Source organism: Mesorhizobium sp. IMUNJ 23033, from assembly GCF_044778005.1.
GTDB lineage: Bacteria > Pseudomonadota > Alphaproteobacteria > Rhizobiales > Rhizobiaceae > Mesorhizobium > Mesorhizobium amorphae_A.
Window position 1 is genome coordinate 250,449 of sequence record NZ_JBJACT010000002.1, and the last position, 17,401, is coordinate 267,849.

Here is a 17,401-nt window from a genome sequence, read left to right on the forward strand (position 1 = left end):
CCATGACGCCGGACCTTCTCTCCAGCCTTTCGCTCTCGACGCCGGAGCTGATCCTCGCCGTCGGCGCGCTGGCGCTCTTGATGGTGGGCGCCTATTCGCGCTCCGACAGTACCAACACGGTGACGGGCCTTGCCGTTGCCATCCTGGTGATTGCCGGACTATGGCTCGTCACGTCCAGCGGGCAGGGTACCGCCTATGGCAGTGCCTTCGTCCAGGATCCGTTTGCGCGCTTCATGAAGATGCTGTCGCTGATCGGTTCGGCGGTGACCCTGGTCATGTCGATGCGCTTCGCCAAGCAAGAGCATTTCGACAAGTTCGAATATCCGGTGCTGATTCTGCTCTGCACGCTCGGCATGATGCTGATGATCTCGGCCAACGGCATGATCGGGCTCTATCTCGGCCTCGAACTGCAATCGCTGGCGATCTACGTGCTGGCGGCGATCAATCGCGACAATCTGCGCTCGACCGAGGCCGGTCTGAAGTATTTCGTCCTCGGCGCGCTGTCGTCGGGCATGCTGCTCTACGGCATCAGCCTCGTCTACGGCTACACCGGCAACACCGGCTTCCAGGAGATCGCCATCGCGCTCGGCAGCGGCGAGCGCCAGCTTGGCCTCGTCTTCGGTCTGGTCTTCGTGCTGGCCGGCCTTGCCTTCAAGATCTCGGCGGTGCCGTTCCATATGTGGACGCCGGACGTCTATGAAGGCGCGCCGACCCCGGTGACGGCCTTCCTGGCGGCGGCGCCGAAGATGGCGGCGATGGCGCTGATCGTGCGCGTCACCATGGGCGCCTTCAAGCCGATCGCTTCCGACTGGCAGCAGATCATCGTCTTCATCTCGATCGCCTCGATGGCGCTCGGTGCCTTCGCGGCGATCGGCCAGACCAACATCAAGCGGCTGATGGCCTACTCCTCGATCGGTCATATGGGCTACGCGCTGGTCGGCCTTGCCGCCAACAGCCAGGCCGGTGTGCGCGGCGTCGCCATCTACATGCTGATCTACCTGGTGATGACGCTCGGCACCTTCGCCTTCATCCTCGCCATGCGGCGCAAGGAAGGCAATGTCGAACAGATCGGCGATCTCGCCGGACTGTCGTCGACCAACCCGGTCATGGCGACGATCCTCACCATCCTGATGTTCTCGCTGGCCGGCATCCCGCCGCTCGCCGGGTTTTGGGGGAAGTGGTACGTCTTCCTCGCCGCCATCAACGCCAACCTCTATGCGCTGGCGATCATCGGTGTGCTGGCCTCGGTGGTGGGCGCTTACTATTACCTGCGCATCATCAAGATCATGTGGTTCGACGAGCCGGTCGGCGGCTTCGTGCCGATGGCGAGCGAACTGCGCCTCGTGCTCGGCGTCTCCGGCGCGTTCGTGCTGTTCTATGTGCTGATCGGCGGGCCGATCGGCACCTATGCCGAAGCCGCCGCCAAGACATTCTTCTGACGGGATGGCATTTCGGCTGGCTCCAACCGCAGCGTCGGAAGGCTTCCGGCTCGAGGCACATGACACGGTCGGTTCGACCAATGCGCTGGCGCTTGCCCATGCGCGGGCGGGCGATCCGGGAAAGCTCTGGGTCGTCTCCAAGCAACAGGAAAGCGGGCGGGGTCGGCGCGGCCGCGTCTGGGCAACGCCCGAAGGCAATCTGGCGGCGACGCTGCTCGTCGTCACCGGCGGCGAGCTTCGGCTTGCCGCGACGCTCGGCTTCGTCGCCGGACTGGCGCTGGCCGACGCGCTCGACGCCGTCGTGCCGCAAGGCAGGATCGCGATCGGTCTCGACGGCGCAAGCCAGGGGAAGAACCGCTTCGAGCTGAAATGGCCGAACGACGTGCTCGCTTCCGGTGCCAAGCTTGCCGGCATCCTGCTGGAATCGGCGATCCTCGAAGGCGGCCGCTTCGCGGTGGCGGTCGGCATCGGCGTCAATGTGGTGGCATACCCCGAGGATTTGCCTTATCCCGCGACATCGCTCAGAACATTGGGGGCGTCCTGCGATGCCGAGACCTTGTTCCTGGCGCTGTCGGACGCGTGGAGCGAGAACGCCCGGCTGTGGAGCGAGGGGCGCGGATTGTCGGCGATCCGGCAGCGCTGGCTGGCGCGGGCAGCGGGCCTGGGCAGCCAGGTTGCTGTCAGAATTGACGGCAATGTGGTGCGCGGGACGTTCGAGACCATTGACGAGGACTGTCGTTTCGTGATCCGCGACGATGAGGGGACTGTTGTGACGATCGCCGCCGGCGACGTGCATTTCGGTGCCGTTGCGTCGGCAGCGTTTTGACCGGCCAGGAAGGGAATATCATGGCGAAAGCGGAAAACGCCGAACTCGTCTTCGTGCCGCTTGGCGGCGTCGGCGAGATCGGCATGAACTTCGCCCTCTACGGCTACGGGCCGGCCAATGCGCGCGAGTGGATCGTCGTCGATGTCGGCGTCACCTTCCCGGATGCCGCGCATCCGGGCGTCGACCTGATCCTGCCCGATACGCGCTTCATCGAGGAGAACCTCGACAGCCTGCGCGGCATCGTCATCACCCATGCGCATGAAGACCATTACGGCGCGCTGCTCGATCTGTGGCCGAAGCTGAAGGCGCCGGTCTGGATGACGCCGTTCAGCGCCGGCCTGCTGGAAGCCAAGCGGCAAGGCGAGCAGGGCGCGCCGAAGATCCCGCTGACGATCTACCGGGCGGGCGAGACATTCAGCGTCGGTCCGTTCGAGATCGAGGCCATACCCGTCGCTCACTCCATTCCCGAACCGATGTCGCTGGCGATCACAACGCCGGCCGGCACCGTCATCCACACCGGCGATTGGAAGATCGATCCGGAGCCGACCATCGGGCCGAAGACCGACGAGGCGCGCTTCCGCGCCTATGGCGACAAGGGCGTGCTGGCGCTGATCTGCGATTCCACCAATGCGCTGCGGGAAGGCGAGTCGCCGTCGGAAGTGGCGGTCGGCGAGGGGCTCAAGGGCGTCATCCAAAGCGCCAAGGGCCGCGTCGCGGTGACCACCTTCTCGTCCAATGTCGGGCGCATCGTCTCCATCGCCAAGGCGGCGCGCGATGCCGGCCGCCAGTGTCTGGTTCTCGGCCGCTCGCTGAAGCGCGTCATCGATGTCGCAGGCGAGCTCGGCTACATGGACGGGCTGCCGGAGTTCATCGCCGAGGAGGATTACGGTTTCATCCCGCGCGAGAACCTGGTCATCATCTGCACCGGCAGCCAGGGCGAGCCGCTGGCCGCACTTGCCAAGCTGTCGCGCGACGAGATGAAGTCGGTGTCGCTGACGGCAGGCGACACGGTGGTGTTTTCCTCGCGCACCATTCCCGGCAACGAGAAGGCGATCCTCGAGATCAAGAACCGCCTCATCGACCTCGGCATGAAGATCATCGAGGATGGCGACGCGCTGGTGCATGTCTCGGGACATCCGCGCCGCAGCGAATTGCGCAAGATGTATGAATGGGTGCGGCCGCAGATCGGCGTGCCGGTGCATGGCGAAGCGGCGCATCTGGTGGCGCAGGGATCGCTGATGTCGATGTCCGGCATCGGCCAGGTGGCGCAGGTGCGCGACGGCGATGTGCTCAGGCTCTATCCCGGTGCTGCCACGATCGTCGACCAGGTGCCGTTCGGCCGCATCTACAAGGACGGCCGCCTGATAGGCACCGACCAGGCGATGGGCATCCGCGACCGGCGCAAGCTATCCTTTGCCGGCCATGTTGCGGTCAATGTCGTGCTCGACGACAAATATGAACTGGCTGGTGATCCCGACCTGGTCGCCATCGGTGTCGCCGAGGCCGACGCCAGCGGCGAAACGCTGGAAGACCTGATGCTCGATGCGGCAGTCGGCGCGGTGGACTCCATCCCCCGCCAGCGCCGAAAAGACCTCGACCTCGTGCAAGAGGCGGTGCGCCGTGCCGTGCGCGGCGCCGCCAACGAAGCCTGGGGCAAGAAGCCGTTGGTGACGGTGTTTGTCACGAGATGAGTGAGTAGTGAATGGTGAATAGTGAATAGTGAATAGTGAATATTGGGTTGCGTCGTTCACTGCTTGGCGCCAGGCGTACCATTCACCATTCACCATTCACCATTCACCATTCACCATTCACCATTCACCATTCACAACTGACTACTGCCTTGGAGCCTTGCATGCTTGGACGCCTGAACCATGTCGCGCTTGCCGTGCCGGATCTGGCCGCGGCGACGGCCGCTTATCGCGACACGCTTGGCGCCAACGTGAGTGCGCCACAGGCGCTGCCGGAACATGGCGTGACGGTCGTGTTCGTCGATGTCGGCAACACCAAGATCGAGTTGCTGGAGCCGCTGGGCGCGGGCTCGCCGATCGCGGCATTCCTGGAGAAAAACCCGTCGGGCGGCATGCATCATGTGTGCTATGAGGTGGACGACATTCTGGCGGCGCGCGACAGTCTGCAGGCCAGCGGCGCGCGCGTGCTTGGCGACGGCAACCCAAAAACCGGCGCGCATGGCAAGCCGGTGTTGTTCCTGCATCCCAAGGACTTTTTCGGCACGCTGGTCGAATTGGAGCAAGCATGAGCTGGGTTTCATTCACCGCTTTGTTCTTCGCCACCTGGTGGGTGGTGTTGTTCGCCGTGCTGCCGTTCAGCGTGAAGACGCAGGACGACGACCATGATGTGACGCTGGGGACGGTTTCAAGCGCGCCGCGCGGGCCGCACATGCTGCGCGCCGTGATCAGAACGACGATCGCCACCGCTGTGCTGATGGGTATTTTCTACGGCCTGACCAGAGGGCTGGGGCTCAGCCTCGACGAAGTTCCGCACATTATCCCGGAAGCTGCGCAGACGCCGTCACAATAGGCCTTGGACGACAGTTTCGTGACAGGCGGGCGGGCATCGACCCCGGCCAGGGGCAACCGGCCCAGGATTGTAAGCCGGCGCACTGACGCTACGTCATGCGATTTGAGAGCTGTTTGCTCTAAGCAGATGTTTGCACAAAAAAAATGCAAGGCACAAGGCCTTGCAATTTGAACGCGTCCGATCTGTTTCCGGTGTCCGGCGGCAGCGAGTAACCGCGCCTAGATCGCATCCTCCCAAGACTTTGACCGCGTAGGAGAGCAGATTTTTCTCTGCCCTCTCGGTTATCGGGGCACACTAGCCTAAGGCAGATGAAAATGTCACGAAGAATTTTGCCCCGAAACAGGCAATATCGTGCTGCACTGCACAATAGTGTGGCAGGCCTTGCTTGTAAATCGATCAACGCAGCCGGCGCAACATTGCCGCGGCCTGGAGCGCCGCGCATCTTTGGCTGCGGCAAGGGCGCTCCAACGCTTTCCATCTCCGCATCGCGCTTCCGAACCGCGAGGCCAGCGCAGCAAAAAATCGATTCCCGATTGCGGGCCGATGCGGCAGCTCGGGTTTCCATTCTGTCATGAAATAGCTATGAAGCCGGGGCAAGCAGCCTGCGTTGCGCCGATTCCGGCGCGGCCATCCTCTCTCACGGACCAGTCCATGCGTTTGTCGCGCTATTTCCTGCCTATTCTCAAAGAAAATCCGCGCGAGGCCGAGATCGTCTCGCACCGGCTGATGCTGCGCGCCGGCATGATCCGCCAGCAGGGGCAAGGCAGCTTTTCCTGGCTGCCGCTCGGCAAGCGGGTGCTGGACAAGGTCTGCCGTATCATCCGCGAGGAACAGGATCGGGCAGGGGCGCTGGAGATCCTGATGCCGACCATCCAGTCGGCCGAGCTGTGGCGCGAAAGCGGCCGCTACGACGACTACGGCAAGGAGATGCTGCGCATCAAGGACCGGCAGGAGCGCGACATGCTCTACGGCCCGACCAATGAGGAGATGGTCACCGAGATCTTCCGCGCCTATGTGAAGTCCTACAAGGATCTGCCGCTCAACCTCTACCACATCCAGTGGAAGTTCCGCGACGAGGTGCGGCCGCGCTTCGGCGTCATGCGTTCGCGCGAATTCCTGATGAAGGACGCCTATTCCTTCGACCTCAACTATGAGGGCGCCAAGGCGGCCTATAACCGGATGTTCGTGTCCTATCTCAGGACGTTCACGCGCATGGGCCTGCAGGCGATCCCGATGCGCGCCGACACCGGTCCGATCGGCGGCGATCTCAGCCATGAATTCATCATCCTGGCCGATACCGGCGAGAGCCAGGTCTATTGCCATCGCGACTATCTTTCGCTGGATGTGCCGGGGGCGAATACCGACTTTTCGAATGACGCCGAGATCGCCGACATCGTCAAGACATGGACGACGCCCTACGCCGCCACCGACGAGATGCATGACGAGGCGGCCTGGGAGAAGGTCGGCGACGGTGACAGGCTCTCGGCGCGCGGCATCGAGGTCGGCCATATCTTCCATTTCGGCGACAAATATTCGAAGCCGATGGGCGCCAAGGTGACCGGGCCGGACGGCAAGGATCATTTCGCTTCCGGCGGCTCCTATGGTATCGGGCCCTCGCGCCTGGTCGCGGCGATCATCGAGGCGAGCCATGACGACAACGGCATCATCTGGCCGGAAGCGGTGGCGCCGTTCGATATCGGCCTCATCAACATGAAGGTTGGCGACGCCGATTGCGACCGCGTCAGCGGCGAACTCTATGCAGCGCTCACCGCTGCCGGCAAGGACGTGCTCTACGACGACACCGACCAGCGGCCGGGCGGCAAGTTCGCCACCGCCGACCTGATCGGCCTGCCGTGGCAGGTGATCGTCGGACCGCGCGGCGTGGCCGCCGGCGAGGTCGAGATCAAGAACCGCAGGACCGGCGAGCGCGAGACGCTGCCAATCGCCGAGGCGAGAAAGCGCTTGGGTATCGCCGCATGAGCGAAACGGCTGCAGCCAAGGCCCCGGCCGCCGGCGCCTTTTCGGTGTTCGAGCGCATGGTGGCGTGGCGCTATCTGCGCTCACGGCGCAAGGAGACGGTGATCTCGGTCATCGCCTCAATCTCTTTCCTCGGCATCATGCTTGGTGTCGCGACCTTGATCGTCGTCATGGCCGTGATGAACGGGTTCAGAGCCGAACTTCTGACGCGCATCCTTGGCGTCAACGGCCATCTGATCGTGCAGCCGCTGGACTCGCCGCTTGAGGACTATGCGCAGGTCGCCGGCCGCATCAACGGCGTGCCCGGCATCAAATACGCCATTCCGCTGATCGACGGGCAGGTTCTGGCGCAAGGCAATGTCGGCGGCGGCACCGGGGCGCTGGTGCGCGGCATACGCGGTGACGACCTAGCCAAGATCTCGATCGTGGCAAGCAACATCAAGCAGGGCACGCTTGACGGCTTCGACGGCGGCGAGGGCGTGGCCATAGGCAAGCGCATGGCCGAGAACCTCGGCCTTGTGCTCGGCGACACCATCACGCTGATCTCGCCCGACGGCGATGTGACGCCGCTCGGCACGACACCGCGCATGAAGGGCTACAAGATCGCGGCGATCTTCGAAGTCGGCATGTCGGAATATGACAGCTCCATCGTCTACATGCCGTTTTCCGAAGCGCAGCTCTATTTCAACTTGGACGGACGGGCGCAGACGATCGAGATCTATGTCGACAATCCCGACGATGTCGATGCACTGAAGCCGCTGGTCGAGCAGGCGGCGCAGCGGCCGATCGACATCGTCGACTGGCGCCAGCGCAACGAGACGTTCTTCTCGGCGCTCCAGGTCGAGCGCAACGTCATGTTCATGATCCTGACGCTGATCGTGCTGGTGGCGGCGCTCAACATCATTTCGGGCCTGATCATGCTGGTGAAGGACAAGGGGCACGACATCGCCATCCTGCGCACGATGGGGGCTTCGCGCGGCGCCATCCTGCGCATCTTCCTGATGACGGGGGCGGCGATCGGTGTCACCGGCACCATTGCCGGCGTGCTGCTCGGCATCGTCATCTGCACCAACATCGAATCGATCCGCCAGTTCTTCTCCTGGATGACCGGCAGGATCCTGTTCAATCCTGAACTCTATTTCCTCAGCCAGCTGCCGGCGAAGATGGATCTGCGCGAGACGACTTATGTTGTCATCATGGCGCTCGTGCTCTCCTTCCTGGCAACGGTGTTTCCGGCATGGCGGGCAGCACGGCTCGATCCGGTCGAAGCCTTGAGGTACGAATGAAGGCCGAGACCCTTATCGAGCTGAAGAGCGTCGAGCGGCACTATGTCCAGGGACCGCGCAAGCTCACCATTCTCAATGGCGCCGATTTTTCCCTGAAGCGCGGCGAGATGGTGGCGCTGGTTGCGCCGTCGGGCACCGGCAAGTCGACATTGCTGCACACGGCGGGTCTGCTGGAGCGGCCCGACGCCGGCGACGTGATCCTTGCCGGGCGCGCCTGCGGCCGGCTTTCCGACGAGGAGCGCACGGCGATCCGCCGCAACGATGTCGGCTTCGTCTATCAGTTCCATCATTTGCTGCCGGAGTTTTCCGCCCTGGAGAACATCATGATGCCGCAGCTGATCAAAGGGCTGTCGCGCAAGGAGGCTGCCGAGCGGGCGGCGCAGCTGCTCGACTATATGCAGATCGGCAAGCGCGCGCATCACCGCCCGTCGGAGCTCTCCGGCGGCGAACAGCAGCGCGTCGCCATCGCGCGCGCCGTCGCCAATGCGCCGCTGGTGCTTCTGGCCGACGAGCCGACCGGCAACCTCGACCCGGTCACCGCTTCCTATGTGTTCGAGGCGCTGGAAGCACTGGTTCGGCAATCGGGCCTGGCGGCGCTGATCGCCACCCACAACCACCAGCTGGCATCGCGCATGGACCGGCGGGTGACGTTGGCCGAGGGCAAGGTCGTCCCGCTTTAGGGTACATTGATATTCAGGTGAGGCCGGCCTGCGAAAGGCGGGCTCCTGCGCTTCCGGTGTACTTCAAGTACGCTCGGTTCCGGTTTTCGGACCCACCATCCTCGGCTCAGCCTGACCTGAATCTCAACGCACCCTGGCTCATCGCCAAGGCTGGTGGTCCGCAGTCCGGGCAACTGGCACCCGTCAACCTTTCCTTAACCGTGCCGATCTGATCGCCGGAGAATTCCGTCGCTGGCTCGGATTCCGGCCGTTGACATTCGAACAAAAATAGAACAAAATACGAACATACTAACAACTGGAGAGAGTTATGACCGATCTTGTTCAGGATGTTGTGTCGCTCGTGTGCATGAGCACGTTTCTGATTTCCATGGCGATCTGGATCGGAGCCATGTGAGGAGGGGGCTAAAGATGTGCGCCAACGCTGACGCCCCCCTCTCCCCGTTCTTCACGGGGAGAGGGTAAGGGTGAGGGGCAGCGCATGCGTGGACCGGAAATCGAGACAACGAAGCGGGCAAGACGCTTGCGCCAGTCGGACAACGACGCCGAAAGCGCACTTTGGCTCGAACTGCGCGGCCGCAGACTGAACGGCCACAAATTCGTGCGGCAGTTTCCGATAGGCAGTTACTTTGCTGATTTTGCCTGCAGGGAATGCCAGCTGGTCGTCGAGGTCGATGGCAGTCAGCATGCCGACAACAAGTATGACCAGATCAGGGATCGCTTCATGGTTTCAAATGATTGGTCCGTCATCCGCTTTTGGAATGTTGACGTCTTGAAGGGCCGGGAGGAAGTGCTCGAAACCATACTGGCTGCGATTGAGGGCCGCCTCGAACACTGTATCGAAACGCATGATCTTCGATTTATTGCCGCCAGAGGTTATGGGGAGACATGTCCTTGACCCGTTGCGCTGCCCCTCACCCTTACCCTCTCCCCGTGAAGAACGGGGAGAGGGGGGCGTCAGCGTTGAGCCAGGTCCTTCACCGACATGCTGGCGCGGTTTTTCCGGCAGGCGAGAATGGGGTCTCGCCGTTAAGCCTTTCTTGCCGTCCCCAACGCTAGGTTTCCTCAAAGGCAGGGAGTAGCGTCACGTGTCGCCCATCGTCATGGCCATCCTGGTGGCCAGCAATCTTGGACTGATCTTTCTGCTGATGACCGTGCCGCTCGGGCTGCGCACGGTCAGGCTCAGCCGGCTGGTGGCGGCGGACCGCCACCGCCTCTGGCAGGCGCTGTGGCCGCTTGGCAAGGATGCCGGCTGGTCGGGCGAGATCATCTCCGCCGAGGCGCTTGACGGGCAGGGCACGGCCCGGATCAGGCTGTCCTGGGAAGGACGCGACGGGCAGCCGATCGAGCGCAAGGTCATGCTCGAGGATGTCGCGGAAGGGAGTCGCTTTTCCATGCGGGTCCTCGATGACGCATCGCTCGACGCGTCCTTCTGGGCCGATTATCGCGAAACCACGGAACTCGTTTCCGAGGGGAGCAGAACGCGGATTGTCCTTAGTCAGACCGATCGCTATCGCGGCGTCGCCTTTCTGGTCTTCCGCTATTTCGCCATGCGGCGTGAACTCGGCAAGCTGCAGAAATGGGCCAGGACCGGACAGTATCGCAAAGGCGGCTGGTTCGAGCATCCGCTCAGCCAGGTCGGCTTCGCCATCCTTTCGGCTTTCATCCTGTGGCCGTTCTTCGGGCTCAACCTCGGCGGCTTGGCGCTGGCCGCGATCCTGACCTCCGTGGTGGCCCTGCATGAGCTCGGCCATATGGCGGCATTCCGGCTGATGGGGCATCGCAAGGCGCGGATGATCTTCATCCCGCTGCTCGGCGGCATCGCCATTGGCGGCAGGCCTTATGACAGCCGGTTCGAAGTCGCCTTCGTGGCGCTGATGGGCGCCGGGTTTTCCGCCTTCCTGGTGCCGGTGCTGATCGCCGCCAGCGGGTTTGCCAGGGGCGAGGGGCATTATCTCGCCGCGGCGCTGCTGGCCACGCTTGCCGGCTGCTCGGCGCTCTTCAACATCGCCAATCTGGTGCCGGTGTGGAAATTCGACGGCGGTCAGGTGCTGCGCCAGATCTGCCCTGGTCCGCTCGCGCTGGCGCTGGCATCGTTTTTCCTGCTCTCGGCCTTGCTGGCACTCGGCTGGCGCGCCGGCTTCTCATCCGGTTTCCTGCTTGCGGCCGGCGCCGTCTTTTCCGCGCTCAGCCTGCTGACCATGGGCAGTGCGGTGAAGCCGCGCCATGAGCTGAAGCCGATCCGCGCCTTCGACCGTTTCGCCATGGCCGGCGCGCTGCTGGCGGTGTTCGCCATCCACGGCTATGGCGTCCTGTGGGCGTCCGCGCTGCTGGCCTGAGCCGCTGCTCCAGAGCGGTTCGTTGAACCGCTCTAACCTTTTGTTTTTACGCAATTCCGGACGGAAAACCGCTACGCACTTTCCCTGGAACTGCTCCAGGGAAAACGTCAGCCGGCCTTGCGGGCCGCTTCGACGCCCAAGATCGTGGCCGGGCCGAACACCTCCTCGAAGGCGGACTTCAGCGCCAGGTCGAGGTCGGCAATCGTGACGGGAAGGCCGAGGTCGACCAGGCTGGTGACGCCGTGATCGGAAACGCCGCAGGGCACGATGCCGCTGAAATGGCCGAGCTCCGGCTCGACATTGATGGCGATGCCGTGAAAGCTTACCCAGCGCCGCAGCCTGATGCCGATGGCGGCGATCTTGTCCTCGGCCGGCGACCCGTCGGCAAGCGGCGGACGATCCGGCCGCACCACCCAGACGCCGACGCGGTCCTCGCGCCGTTCACCGCGCACATTGAAGGCCGCGAGCGTGCCGATGATCCACTGCTCGAGCGCCGCGACGAAGGCGCGGACATCCTCGCGCCGGCGCTTCAGGTCGAGCATCACATAGGCGACCCGCTGGCCCGGGCCGTGATAGGTGTATTCGCCGCCGCGCCCGGCGGCAAAGACCGGAAAGCTGCCGGGGTCGATCAGATCCTCGATGCGGGCGCTGGTGCCGGCCGTGTAGAGCGGCGGATGCTCGACCAGCCAGACTATCTCGCTGGCGGCACCGCTGCGGATCGCCTCGGCGCGCGCCTCCATGAACGCGAGCGCGTCGGGATAGGCGGTAAGGCCAGGTTCGACGCGCCATTCGACCGGCGCGGAACCGGGCAAAGGCAGGAACGACGTGGCGATCTGGCTGCGTTCTGTCATGGTCTATCTCGTCTGAAGCGTGCCTGGTTGAAGCTGCGCTCCAGAAGTTTCCTGTGCCTGTCGCATTCCCAAAACCGCTCAGCACTTTCGGGCGACATGCATCAGCCCCTCATATGGCTGCAATCGGCCGAAACGTCCAGTTCCCCGCATTTTCCGGGGCTATGGAGCATTGCACCGATCCGCGGCGATTATTCCTCGCCGCGCACTTGTTTCGCCGGAAACGATTTGCTACAGGCCCCGAGCCGGTTCGTTCCGGCTCCTACCACGTGCGGTCGTGGCGGAATTGGTAGACGCGCAGCGTTGAGGTCGCTGTGGGGCAACCCGTGGAAGTTCGAGTCTTCTCGACCGCACCAGAACATCCCTGACAATTCGCTTCTGGCAAGCTTGCGGGATCGGAGCAGCTAAGCTCACATTGGCATGCCAGGGGCTACATGCAGCCGCCTGGCTTTTGCGAGGACCGAAACGAAAGCGGCGCTCCACATGGGCGCGTTACCGTTTTCGCTTTTGCAGGTGCCCGCAGGACAGTGTGCCCTTGGGGATCGCGCAGCCTTCTTCGTCCGCGCCAGCGTGTCCGCGCGGTGGACGATGAGCCTCGAACGATGACGCGAGGTGGCGTTGGTAGCTTGACGAAAACCGGGCCTATCCCGTCCACCCAAGGCCAGCCGAGATGCAATTGATCGATACAAGCAGGGCGTCGGTCGCCCGCTTTTGATTCGCCGTGCCGGTATTTGCCCGAACTTCACGCAGCAGATCGACCTGCAGCCGATGAATGTCGTCCATCTGTCGCCGCAGATTGTCGAAACGTCGCTTGAACATCGGGAAGCGCGCGGAAAGATCGCCTCCCGTGAGGTCACCAATCAGGCGTCGCGTCAACTCGTACTCGGCGGCGATGCGGGCGTAGATTCGTCGGGCCGCATCGCTGTCGGCCACCAGGCCGGCGTAGAGCCGCGCGATCTCCATGTCGGACTGGTAAAGCGTCTTCTCGGCCTCGTCGACGATCAGCCGGAAGAAGCGCGAGTGCTCGAACATGCTAGCCAGAAGTTCACGCCCGGCCTCGCCGCGCACCGCGACGAATGAGCTGAGTGCGCTGCCGATACCATACCAGCCGGTCAACAGATGACGGTTCTGGCTCCAGGCGAACACCCATGGAATGGCGCGCAGGTCGGCAATGCCGCTGGCGCCGAAACGGCGATCCGGCCTCGAGCCCATTTTCAGGAGCGCCAGTTCCGCGACCGGGCTCGCCTGGTTGAAATAATCGAGGAAGCCGGGCTCAGCCATCAGCCTGGCATAGGATGCCTGCGACATGCCTGCCAGCGCTTCCAGCGCTTCGTCGAACTCCGGCGTTTCCTTCGGCTCGACATCACTGCGCGATCCGACACTGTGGGCCAGCACGCCGGCGGCGAGAACCTCGAGCTGGTGGAGGCCGGTGCCGCGATTGGCGAATTTCGACGATACGACCTCGCCCTGCTCCGTCACCCGCATGGTTCTGGCGACAGTGCCTTGCGGCTGTGCCGCGATCGCCCGGCCGGTCGGCGCACCGCCACGGCTGACGGAGCCGCCGCGACCGTGAAAGAAACTGATCCTGACGGTGTGCTTGCGGCCGACGGCGGCGAGGCGCTTTTGCGCTTTTGCCAGTTCCCAATTGGAGGCCAGGAAACCGCCGTCCTTGTTGGAATCCGAATAGCCAAGCATGATTTCCTGGCGCGCGCCGAAATCCCGCACCGTCCGCCTCACGAGCGAAACGCCGAGCAATCCATTCAGGATGCCAGGGGCGGCCTGTAGATCGGCGATGGTCTCGAACAATGGCACGATCCGCAGCCTGATTGTGCCGCCGCCACCGGGCGCGGTTGAAAGTCCGCAATATTGCGCCAGCAGATAGACCGCGAGCAGATCGTCGGCCGAGCGGGTCATGCTGAGAACGAAAGAGCCGACAGCGTCGGCATCCGAGCTCGAGATGTGCTCGCGGATGACGGAGAATGTCGACAGCAGTTCACCTGCTTCAGGCGAGAGCCGGTCTGCGTCGATCTCCAGCCGCTCGCCCTGGCTGATGGCTGCGCGAATGCGCGCCGACCATTGCGGCGTGCCGACTGCGACCGGATCGGCGGGATTTGTCAGCGCAAAGAGTTCGGCCAGCACCCTGTTGACGACCGTGGAGTTCTGCCGGATGTCGAGCGAGACTGTACGGAAGCCGAAGCTTCCGACTTGCCAAAGCAGAGGCTGGACGAAACGCCCGGCTACCGCGCGCCCTCCGATCGCTTCGAGAACGCAAGTCAGCGCGTTCAGATCAGCACGAAACGCCTCCGCCGAGAGGTACGCCGCCACACCGCCGTCCCGCGTGGCCACCAGCCGGGCAAGCAAGGCCGAAGCGAACTGGCGAAGCGGTTCGTCGGGGTTGCGGGCGGCGATCACGTTCGCCTGACCGCTTTTATCAAGCGCCGTTTGCAGCACCGGCCTGAAGCTGGCCGGCAGGTCAATGACGTTCGAGCTGGCGCTGAGCACCGTCACCAGCCGCTGCATCTGCGTCAGATACCAGCCTATGGCGGTATTGCGATATTCGGCCATGGCATGGGCGGTGACTGCGGCCGTCACATTTGGATTGCCATCGCGGTCGCCGCCGATCCACGACGCGTAGCGCATGAAGGAGGGAATTCTGACCGGCTCTCCCGGATAGTGACGCTCGAAGGCGCCTTGAAGCTTGCTATAGAGCTGCGGCGTCGCCTCGAAGATGACTTCGCGAAAGAAATGCAGGCCCCAGGCGATCTCGCGTTCGACCGTCGGGCGTTCCAGTCGCAGCTCGCCCGTCATCCACAGAAGCTCGATCTCGCTCTCCAGATCGGCGACCAACAGGTCGCGTTCGCGCGGCGCCCAGCGCGGCTGGTCGAGCTCGGTCAGCTTGCGATAGATACGGCGGTGGATCTCCAGCACCGTGACGCGTTTGGCCTCCGTCGGGTGCGCGGTCATGGTCGGGCCGACGCAAAGCTCGTCGAGCGCCGCCTGGACTTTCTCCGCCGAGTGGCCGTTCGCTGCCATCTGCGCGATCACGCTGGCGAAGGATCCGGGCACTTCGTCGACGCCCGCGCCTTGTTCGAGTTCGCGACGCGCCCGCATGGCAAGCAATTCGTCGGCAATTGTCAGCAACTGGAACCATACGCCGCTCGCCTGCAGCGCCGGAATGCGCTGCTCCGCGGCGAGGGAGACAAGCGACCTGCGTCCGCTCAGAACGGCGGCGATCTCGGGCTCGCGCGCGCTTGCGACCTGAAGCAGCAAGCGCAACAAAAGGCTGCGCTCGTCCTCGCGAAATCTGATGGGTCTGCTCTGTTCCAAACCGCTTTCCTATTCCGTCCGCATCGGTTGCCGCTGCTATCACGCGGCCTTCTTCGTCCGGGACAGCGTTTCGGCCACGACCTCGCCGAACGACGACGGCGTCGGCACGATGACGACGCCGGCCTCTTTCAGGATTTCGACTTTCTCCTGCGCCGACTCGCCGAAGGCCGAGATGATCGCGCCGGCATGGCCCATGCGGCGGCCTTTCGGTGCGGAAAGGCCGGCGATGTAGGCGATCAAGGGCTTGCGCATATTGTCGCGCGCCCAGATCGCTGCCTCGGCTTCCTGCGGTCCGCCGATCTCGCCGATCATGACCACGGCGTCGGTGTCGTCATCCTGCTCGAACAGCTTCAGCATGTCCTTGAAGGACGAGCCGTTGATCGGATCGCCGCCAATGCCGACGCTGGTCGAGACGCCGATGCCGAGCGCTTTCATCTGCGAGGCCGCCTCGTAGCCCAGCGTGCCCGAGCGGCCGACGATGCCGACGCGACCGGGGAGATAGATGCTGCCGGGCATGATGCCCATCAGCGCCTGTCCGGGCGTGATCACGCCGGCGCAGTTCGGCCCGATCAGCCGCATGCGGTCCTCGAAGCGGTAGCGGAGCATGTAGCGCTTGACCTGCATCATGTCCTGCGAGGGAATGCCGTCGGTGATGCAGACGCAGAGCTTTATACCGGCATCCGCGGCTTCCATGATGGAATCGGCGGCAAAGGGCGGTGGCACGAAGACGATGCTGGCTTCGGCGCGGGTCTCGCGCACCGCGCCCTTGACGGTGTTGAAGATCGGCAGGCCGAGATGCGTCTGGCCGCCCTTGCCGGGCGTGACGCCGCCGACAAGTTTGGTGCCATAGCGCTTCATGTCCTCGGCATGGAAGCTGCCGATCTTGCCGGTGAAGCCCTGGACGATGACCCGCGTGTTGCGGTTGAGCAGGATTGCCATTTTCTCGACCCTCAGTTTGCTTTTTTCTTGGCGGCCGCGCGCCAGGCGGCGACGGCTTTTTCGGCGGCTTCGGCAAGTGTTTCGGCGACGATCACCGCCTCGCCGGAATCGGCCAGGATGCGGCGCCCTTCCTCGACCTTGGTGCCGGCCAACCGCACCACCAGCGGCACGTTGACGCCGACCTCGCGGATCGCCTTGACGACGCCCTCGGCGACCCAGTCGCAGCGGTTGATGCCGGCGAAGATGTTGACGAGGATGGTCTCGACATTCTTGTCGCCGAGCACGGCGCGGAACGATTTCGCCACCCGCTCGGGCGAAGCGCCGCCGCCGATGTCGAGGAAGTTGGCCGGTTCGCCGCCGGCGATCTTGATCATGTCCATCGTCGCCATGGCGAGGCCGGCGCCATTGATGATGCAGCCGATATTGCCGTCGAGGCCGACATAGGAGAGGCCGCGGTCGCTGGCGAAGGTCTCGCGCGGATCTTCCTGGCTCTTGTCGCGCAGCTCGGAGATTTCCGGCCGCCTGAACAGCGCGTTCTCGTCGAACGACATCTTGGCGTCGAGCGCGACGAGGTTGCCGTCGCGGGTCACCACCAGCGGATTGATCTCCAGCATCGAGGCGTCGTAGTCGCGGAACACCTGGTAGCAGCTGAAGATGGTTTCGGTCGCCTTGCCGATCAGGTTCTGGTCGAGGCCGAGCCCGAAGGCGATCTCGCGCGCCTGGAAGCGCTGCATGCCGACGCCGGGATCGACGGTGGTGCGGATGATGGAATCCGGCGCCCGCTCGACGATATCCTCGATCTCCATGCCGCCGGCGGCCGACGCCACGATCATGACGCGCTCTTCCTTGCGGTCGAGAACGAAGCCGACATAGAGCTCCTGCGCGATGTCGACGGCTTCCTCGAGGTAGAGCCGCGAAATCAGCTTGCCGCGCGGCCCGGTCTGCTGGGTCACCAGCTTGCGGCCGAGCATGGCTTCTGCCGCGTTGGAGATCTCGTCGTCATTGGCGCACAGCTTGATGCCGCCGGCCTTGCCGCGGGCGCCGGAATGAACCTGCGCCTTCAGCACCCATTTGCCGCCGCCGATTTCCCTGGCACGATAGGTCGCCTGCTCGGGGCTGTAGGCGAGGCCGCCGCGCGGGACATGGACCCCATGCCGGGCGAGCAGTTCCTTGGCCTGATATTCGTGAATGTCCATTTTGTCCTC

At 63.8% G+C, this 17,401-nt stretch carries 14 protein-coding genes and 1 tRNA gene; 11 read left to right on the forward strand and 4 right to left on the reverse strand.

The genetic code is table 11. The features are described from left to right. Positions 1–2 precede the first annotated feature (2 nt). From nuoN to ACFX5Q_RS04545, 10 genes are all read left to right on the forward strand, one after another. Entirely contained in the window at positions 3–1,439 is a 1,437-nt protein-coding gene (gene nuoN, locus ACFX5Q_RS04500) for an NADH-quinone oxidoreductase subunit NuoN (protein WP_404275717.1), read from the forward strand. A gap of 4 nt (positions 1,440–1,443) precedes the next feature. After that, entirely contained in the window at positions 1,444–2,265 is an 822-nt protein-coding gene (locus tag ACFX5Q_RS04505) for a biotin--[acetyl-CoA-carboxylase] ligase (protein WP_404275719.1), read from the forward strand. 20 nt (positions 2,266–2,285) lie between these two features. After that, a complete protein-coding gene (locus ACFX5Q_RS04510) occupies positions 2,286–3,956 on the forward strand; it encodes a ribonuclease J (protein WP_404275721.1) in 1,671 nt (556 codons plus the stop codon). Between the two features lie 161 nt (positions 3,957–4,117). Then, on the forward strand, positions 4,118–4,522 hold the full coding sequence (gene mce, locus ACFX5Q_RS04515; protein WP_404275723.1) for a methylmalonyl-CoA epimerase: 405 nt from the start codon (positions 4,118–4,120) through the stop codon (positions 4,520–4,522). After that, a complete protein-coding gene (locus ACFX5Q_RS04520) occupies positions 4,519–4,803 on the forward strand; it encodes a DUF1467 family protein (RefSeq protein WP_192180974.1) in 285 nt (94 codons plus the stop codon). The genes mce and ACFX5Q_RS04520 overlap by 4 nt, the downstream gene beginning before the upstream one ends. Positions 4,804–5,454: 651 nt before the next feature. Next, positions 5,455–6,783 (forward strand): proline--tRNA ligase, encoded by a 1,329-nt coding sequence (gene proS / locus ACFX5Q_RS04525; RefSeq protein WP_404275725.1) that lies wholly within the window; start codon positions 5,455–5,457, stop codon positions 6,781–6,783. Continuing rightward, positions 6,780–8,066: a lipoprotein-releasing ABC transporter permease subunit gene (locus ACFX5Q_RS04530; RefSeq protein ID WP_404275727.1), complete on the forward strand. Its 1,287-nt coding sequence runs from the start codon at positions 6,780–6,782 to the stop codon at positions 8,064–8,066. Before proS ends, ACFX5Q_RS04530 begins: the two co-directional genes overlap by 4 nt. Further along, positions 8,063–8,746: an ABC transporter ATP-binding protein gene (locus ACFX5Q_RS04535; protein ID WP_192180977.1), complete on the forward strand. Its 684-nt coding sequence runs from the start codon at positions 8,063–8,065 to the stop codon at positions 8,744–8,746. The genes ACFX5Q_RS04530 and ACFX5Q_RS04535 overlap by 4 nt, the downstream gene beginning before the upstream one ends. 478 nt (positions 8,747–9,224) lie before the next feature. After that, positions 9,225–9,641, forward strand: coding sequence for an endonuclease domain-containing protein (locus ACFX5Q_RS04540; protein ID WP_404275730.1), 417 nt, complete (start codon positions 9,225–9,227; stop codon positions 9,639–9,641). Positions 9,642–9,831: 190 nt separating this feature from the next. Then, the gene (locus tag ACFX5Q_RS04545; RefSeq protein WP_404275732.1) at positions 9,832–11,082 is read left to right on the forward strand and encodes a site-2 protease family protein; all 1,251 of its coding nucleotides are present in this window, start codon (positions 9,832–9,834) and stop codon (positions 11,080–11,082) included. Positions 11,083–11,189: 107 nt separating this feature from the next. On the opposite strand, the gene lipB is transcribed toward ACFX5Q_RS04545, so the two are convergent. Then, positions 11,190–11,933 (reverse strand): lipoyl(octanoyl) transferase LipB, encoded by a 744-nt coding sequence (lipB, locus tag ACFX5Q_RS04550; RefSeq protein WP_404275734.1) that lies wholly within the window; start codon positions 11,931–11,933, stop codon positions 11,190–11,192. A 268-nt stretch (positions 11,934–12,201) separates the two neighbouring features. Between lipB and ACFX5Q_RS04555 the strand changes: the two genes are divergently transcribed. Then, positions 12,202–12,286, forward strand: a tRNA-Leu gene (locus tag ACFX5Q_RS04555). A gap of 286 nt (positions 12,287–12,572) precedes the next feature. On the opposite strand, the gene ACFX5Q_RS04560 is transcribed toward ACFX5Q_RS04555, so the two are convergent. From ACFX5Q_RS04560 to ACFX5Q_RS04570, 3 genes are read right to left on the reverse strand one after another with little or no spacing between them, the layout of a single operon-like run. Further along, positions 12,573–15,257 (reverse strand): phosphoenolpyruvate carboxylase, encoded by a 2,685-nt coding sequence (locus ACFX5Q_RS04560; RefSeq protein WP_404275735.1) that lies wholly within the window; start codon positions 15,255–15,257, stop codon positions 12,573–12,575. A gap of 39 nt (positions 15,258–15,296) precedes the next feature. Then, on the reverse strand, positions 15,297–16,196 hold the full coding sequence (gene sucD, locus ACFX5Q_RS04565) for a succinate--CoA ligase subunit alpha (protein WP_404275737.1): 900 nt from the start codon (positions 16,194–16,196) through the stop codon (positions 15,297–15,299). A gap of 11 nt (positions 16,197–16,207) precedes the next feature. Then, positions 16,208–17,392, reverse strand: a complete 1,185-nt coding sequence (locus tag ACFX5Q_RS04570; RefSeq protein WP_404275739.1) for a malate--CoA ligase subunit beta — start codon at positions 17,390–17,392, stop codon at positions 16,208–16,210. Positions 17,393–17,401 lie beyond the last annotated feature (9 nt).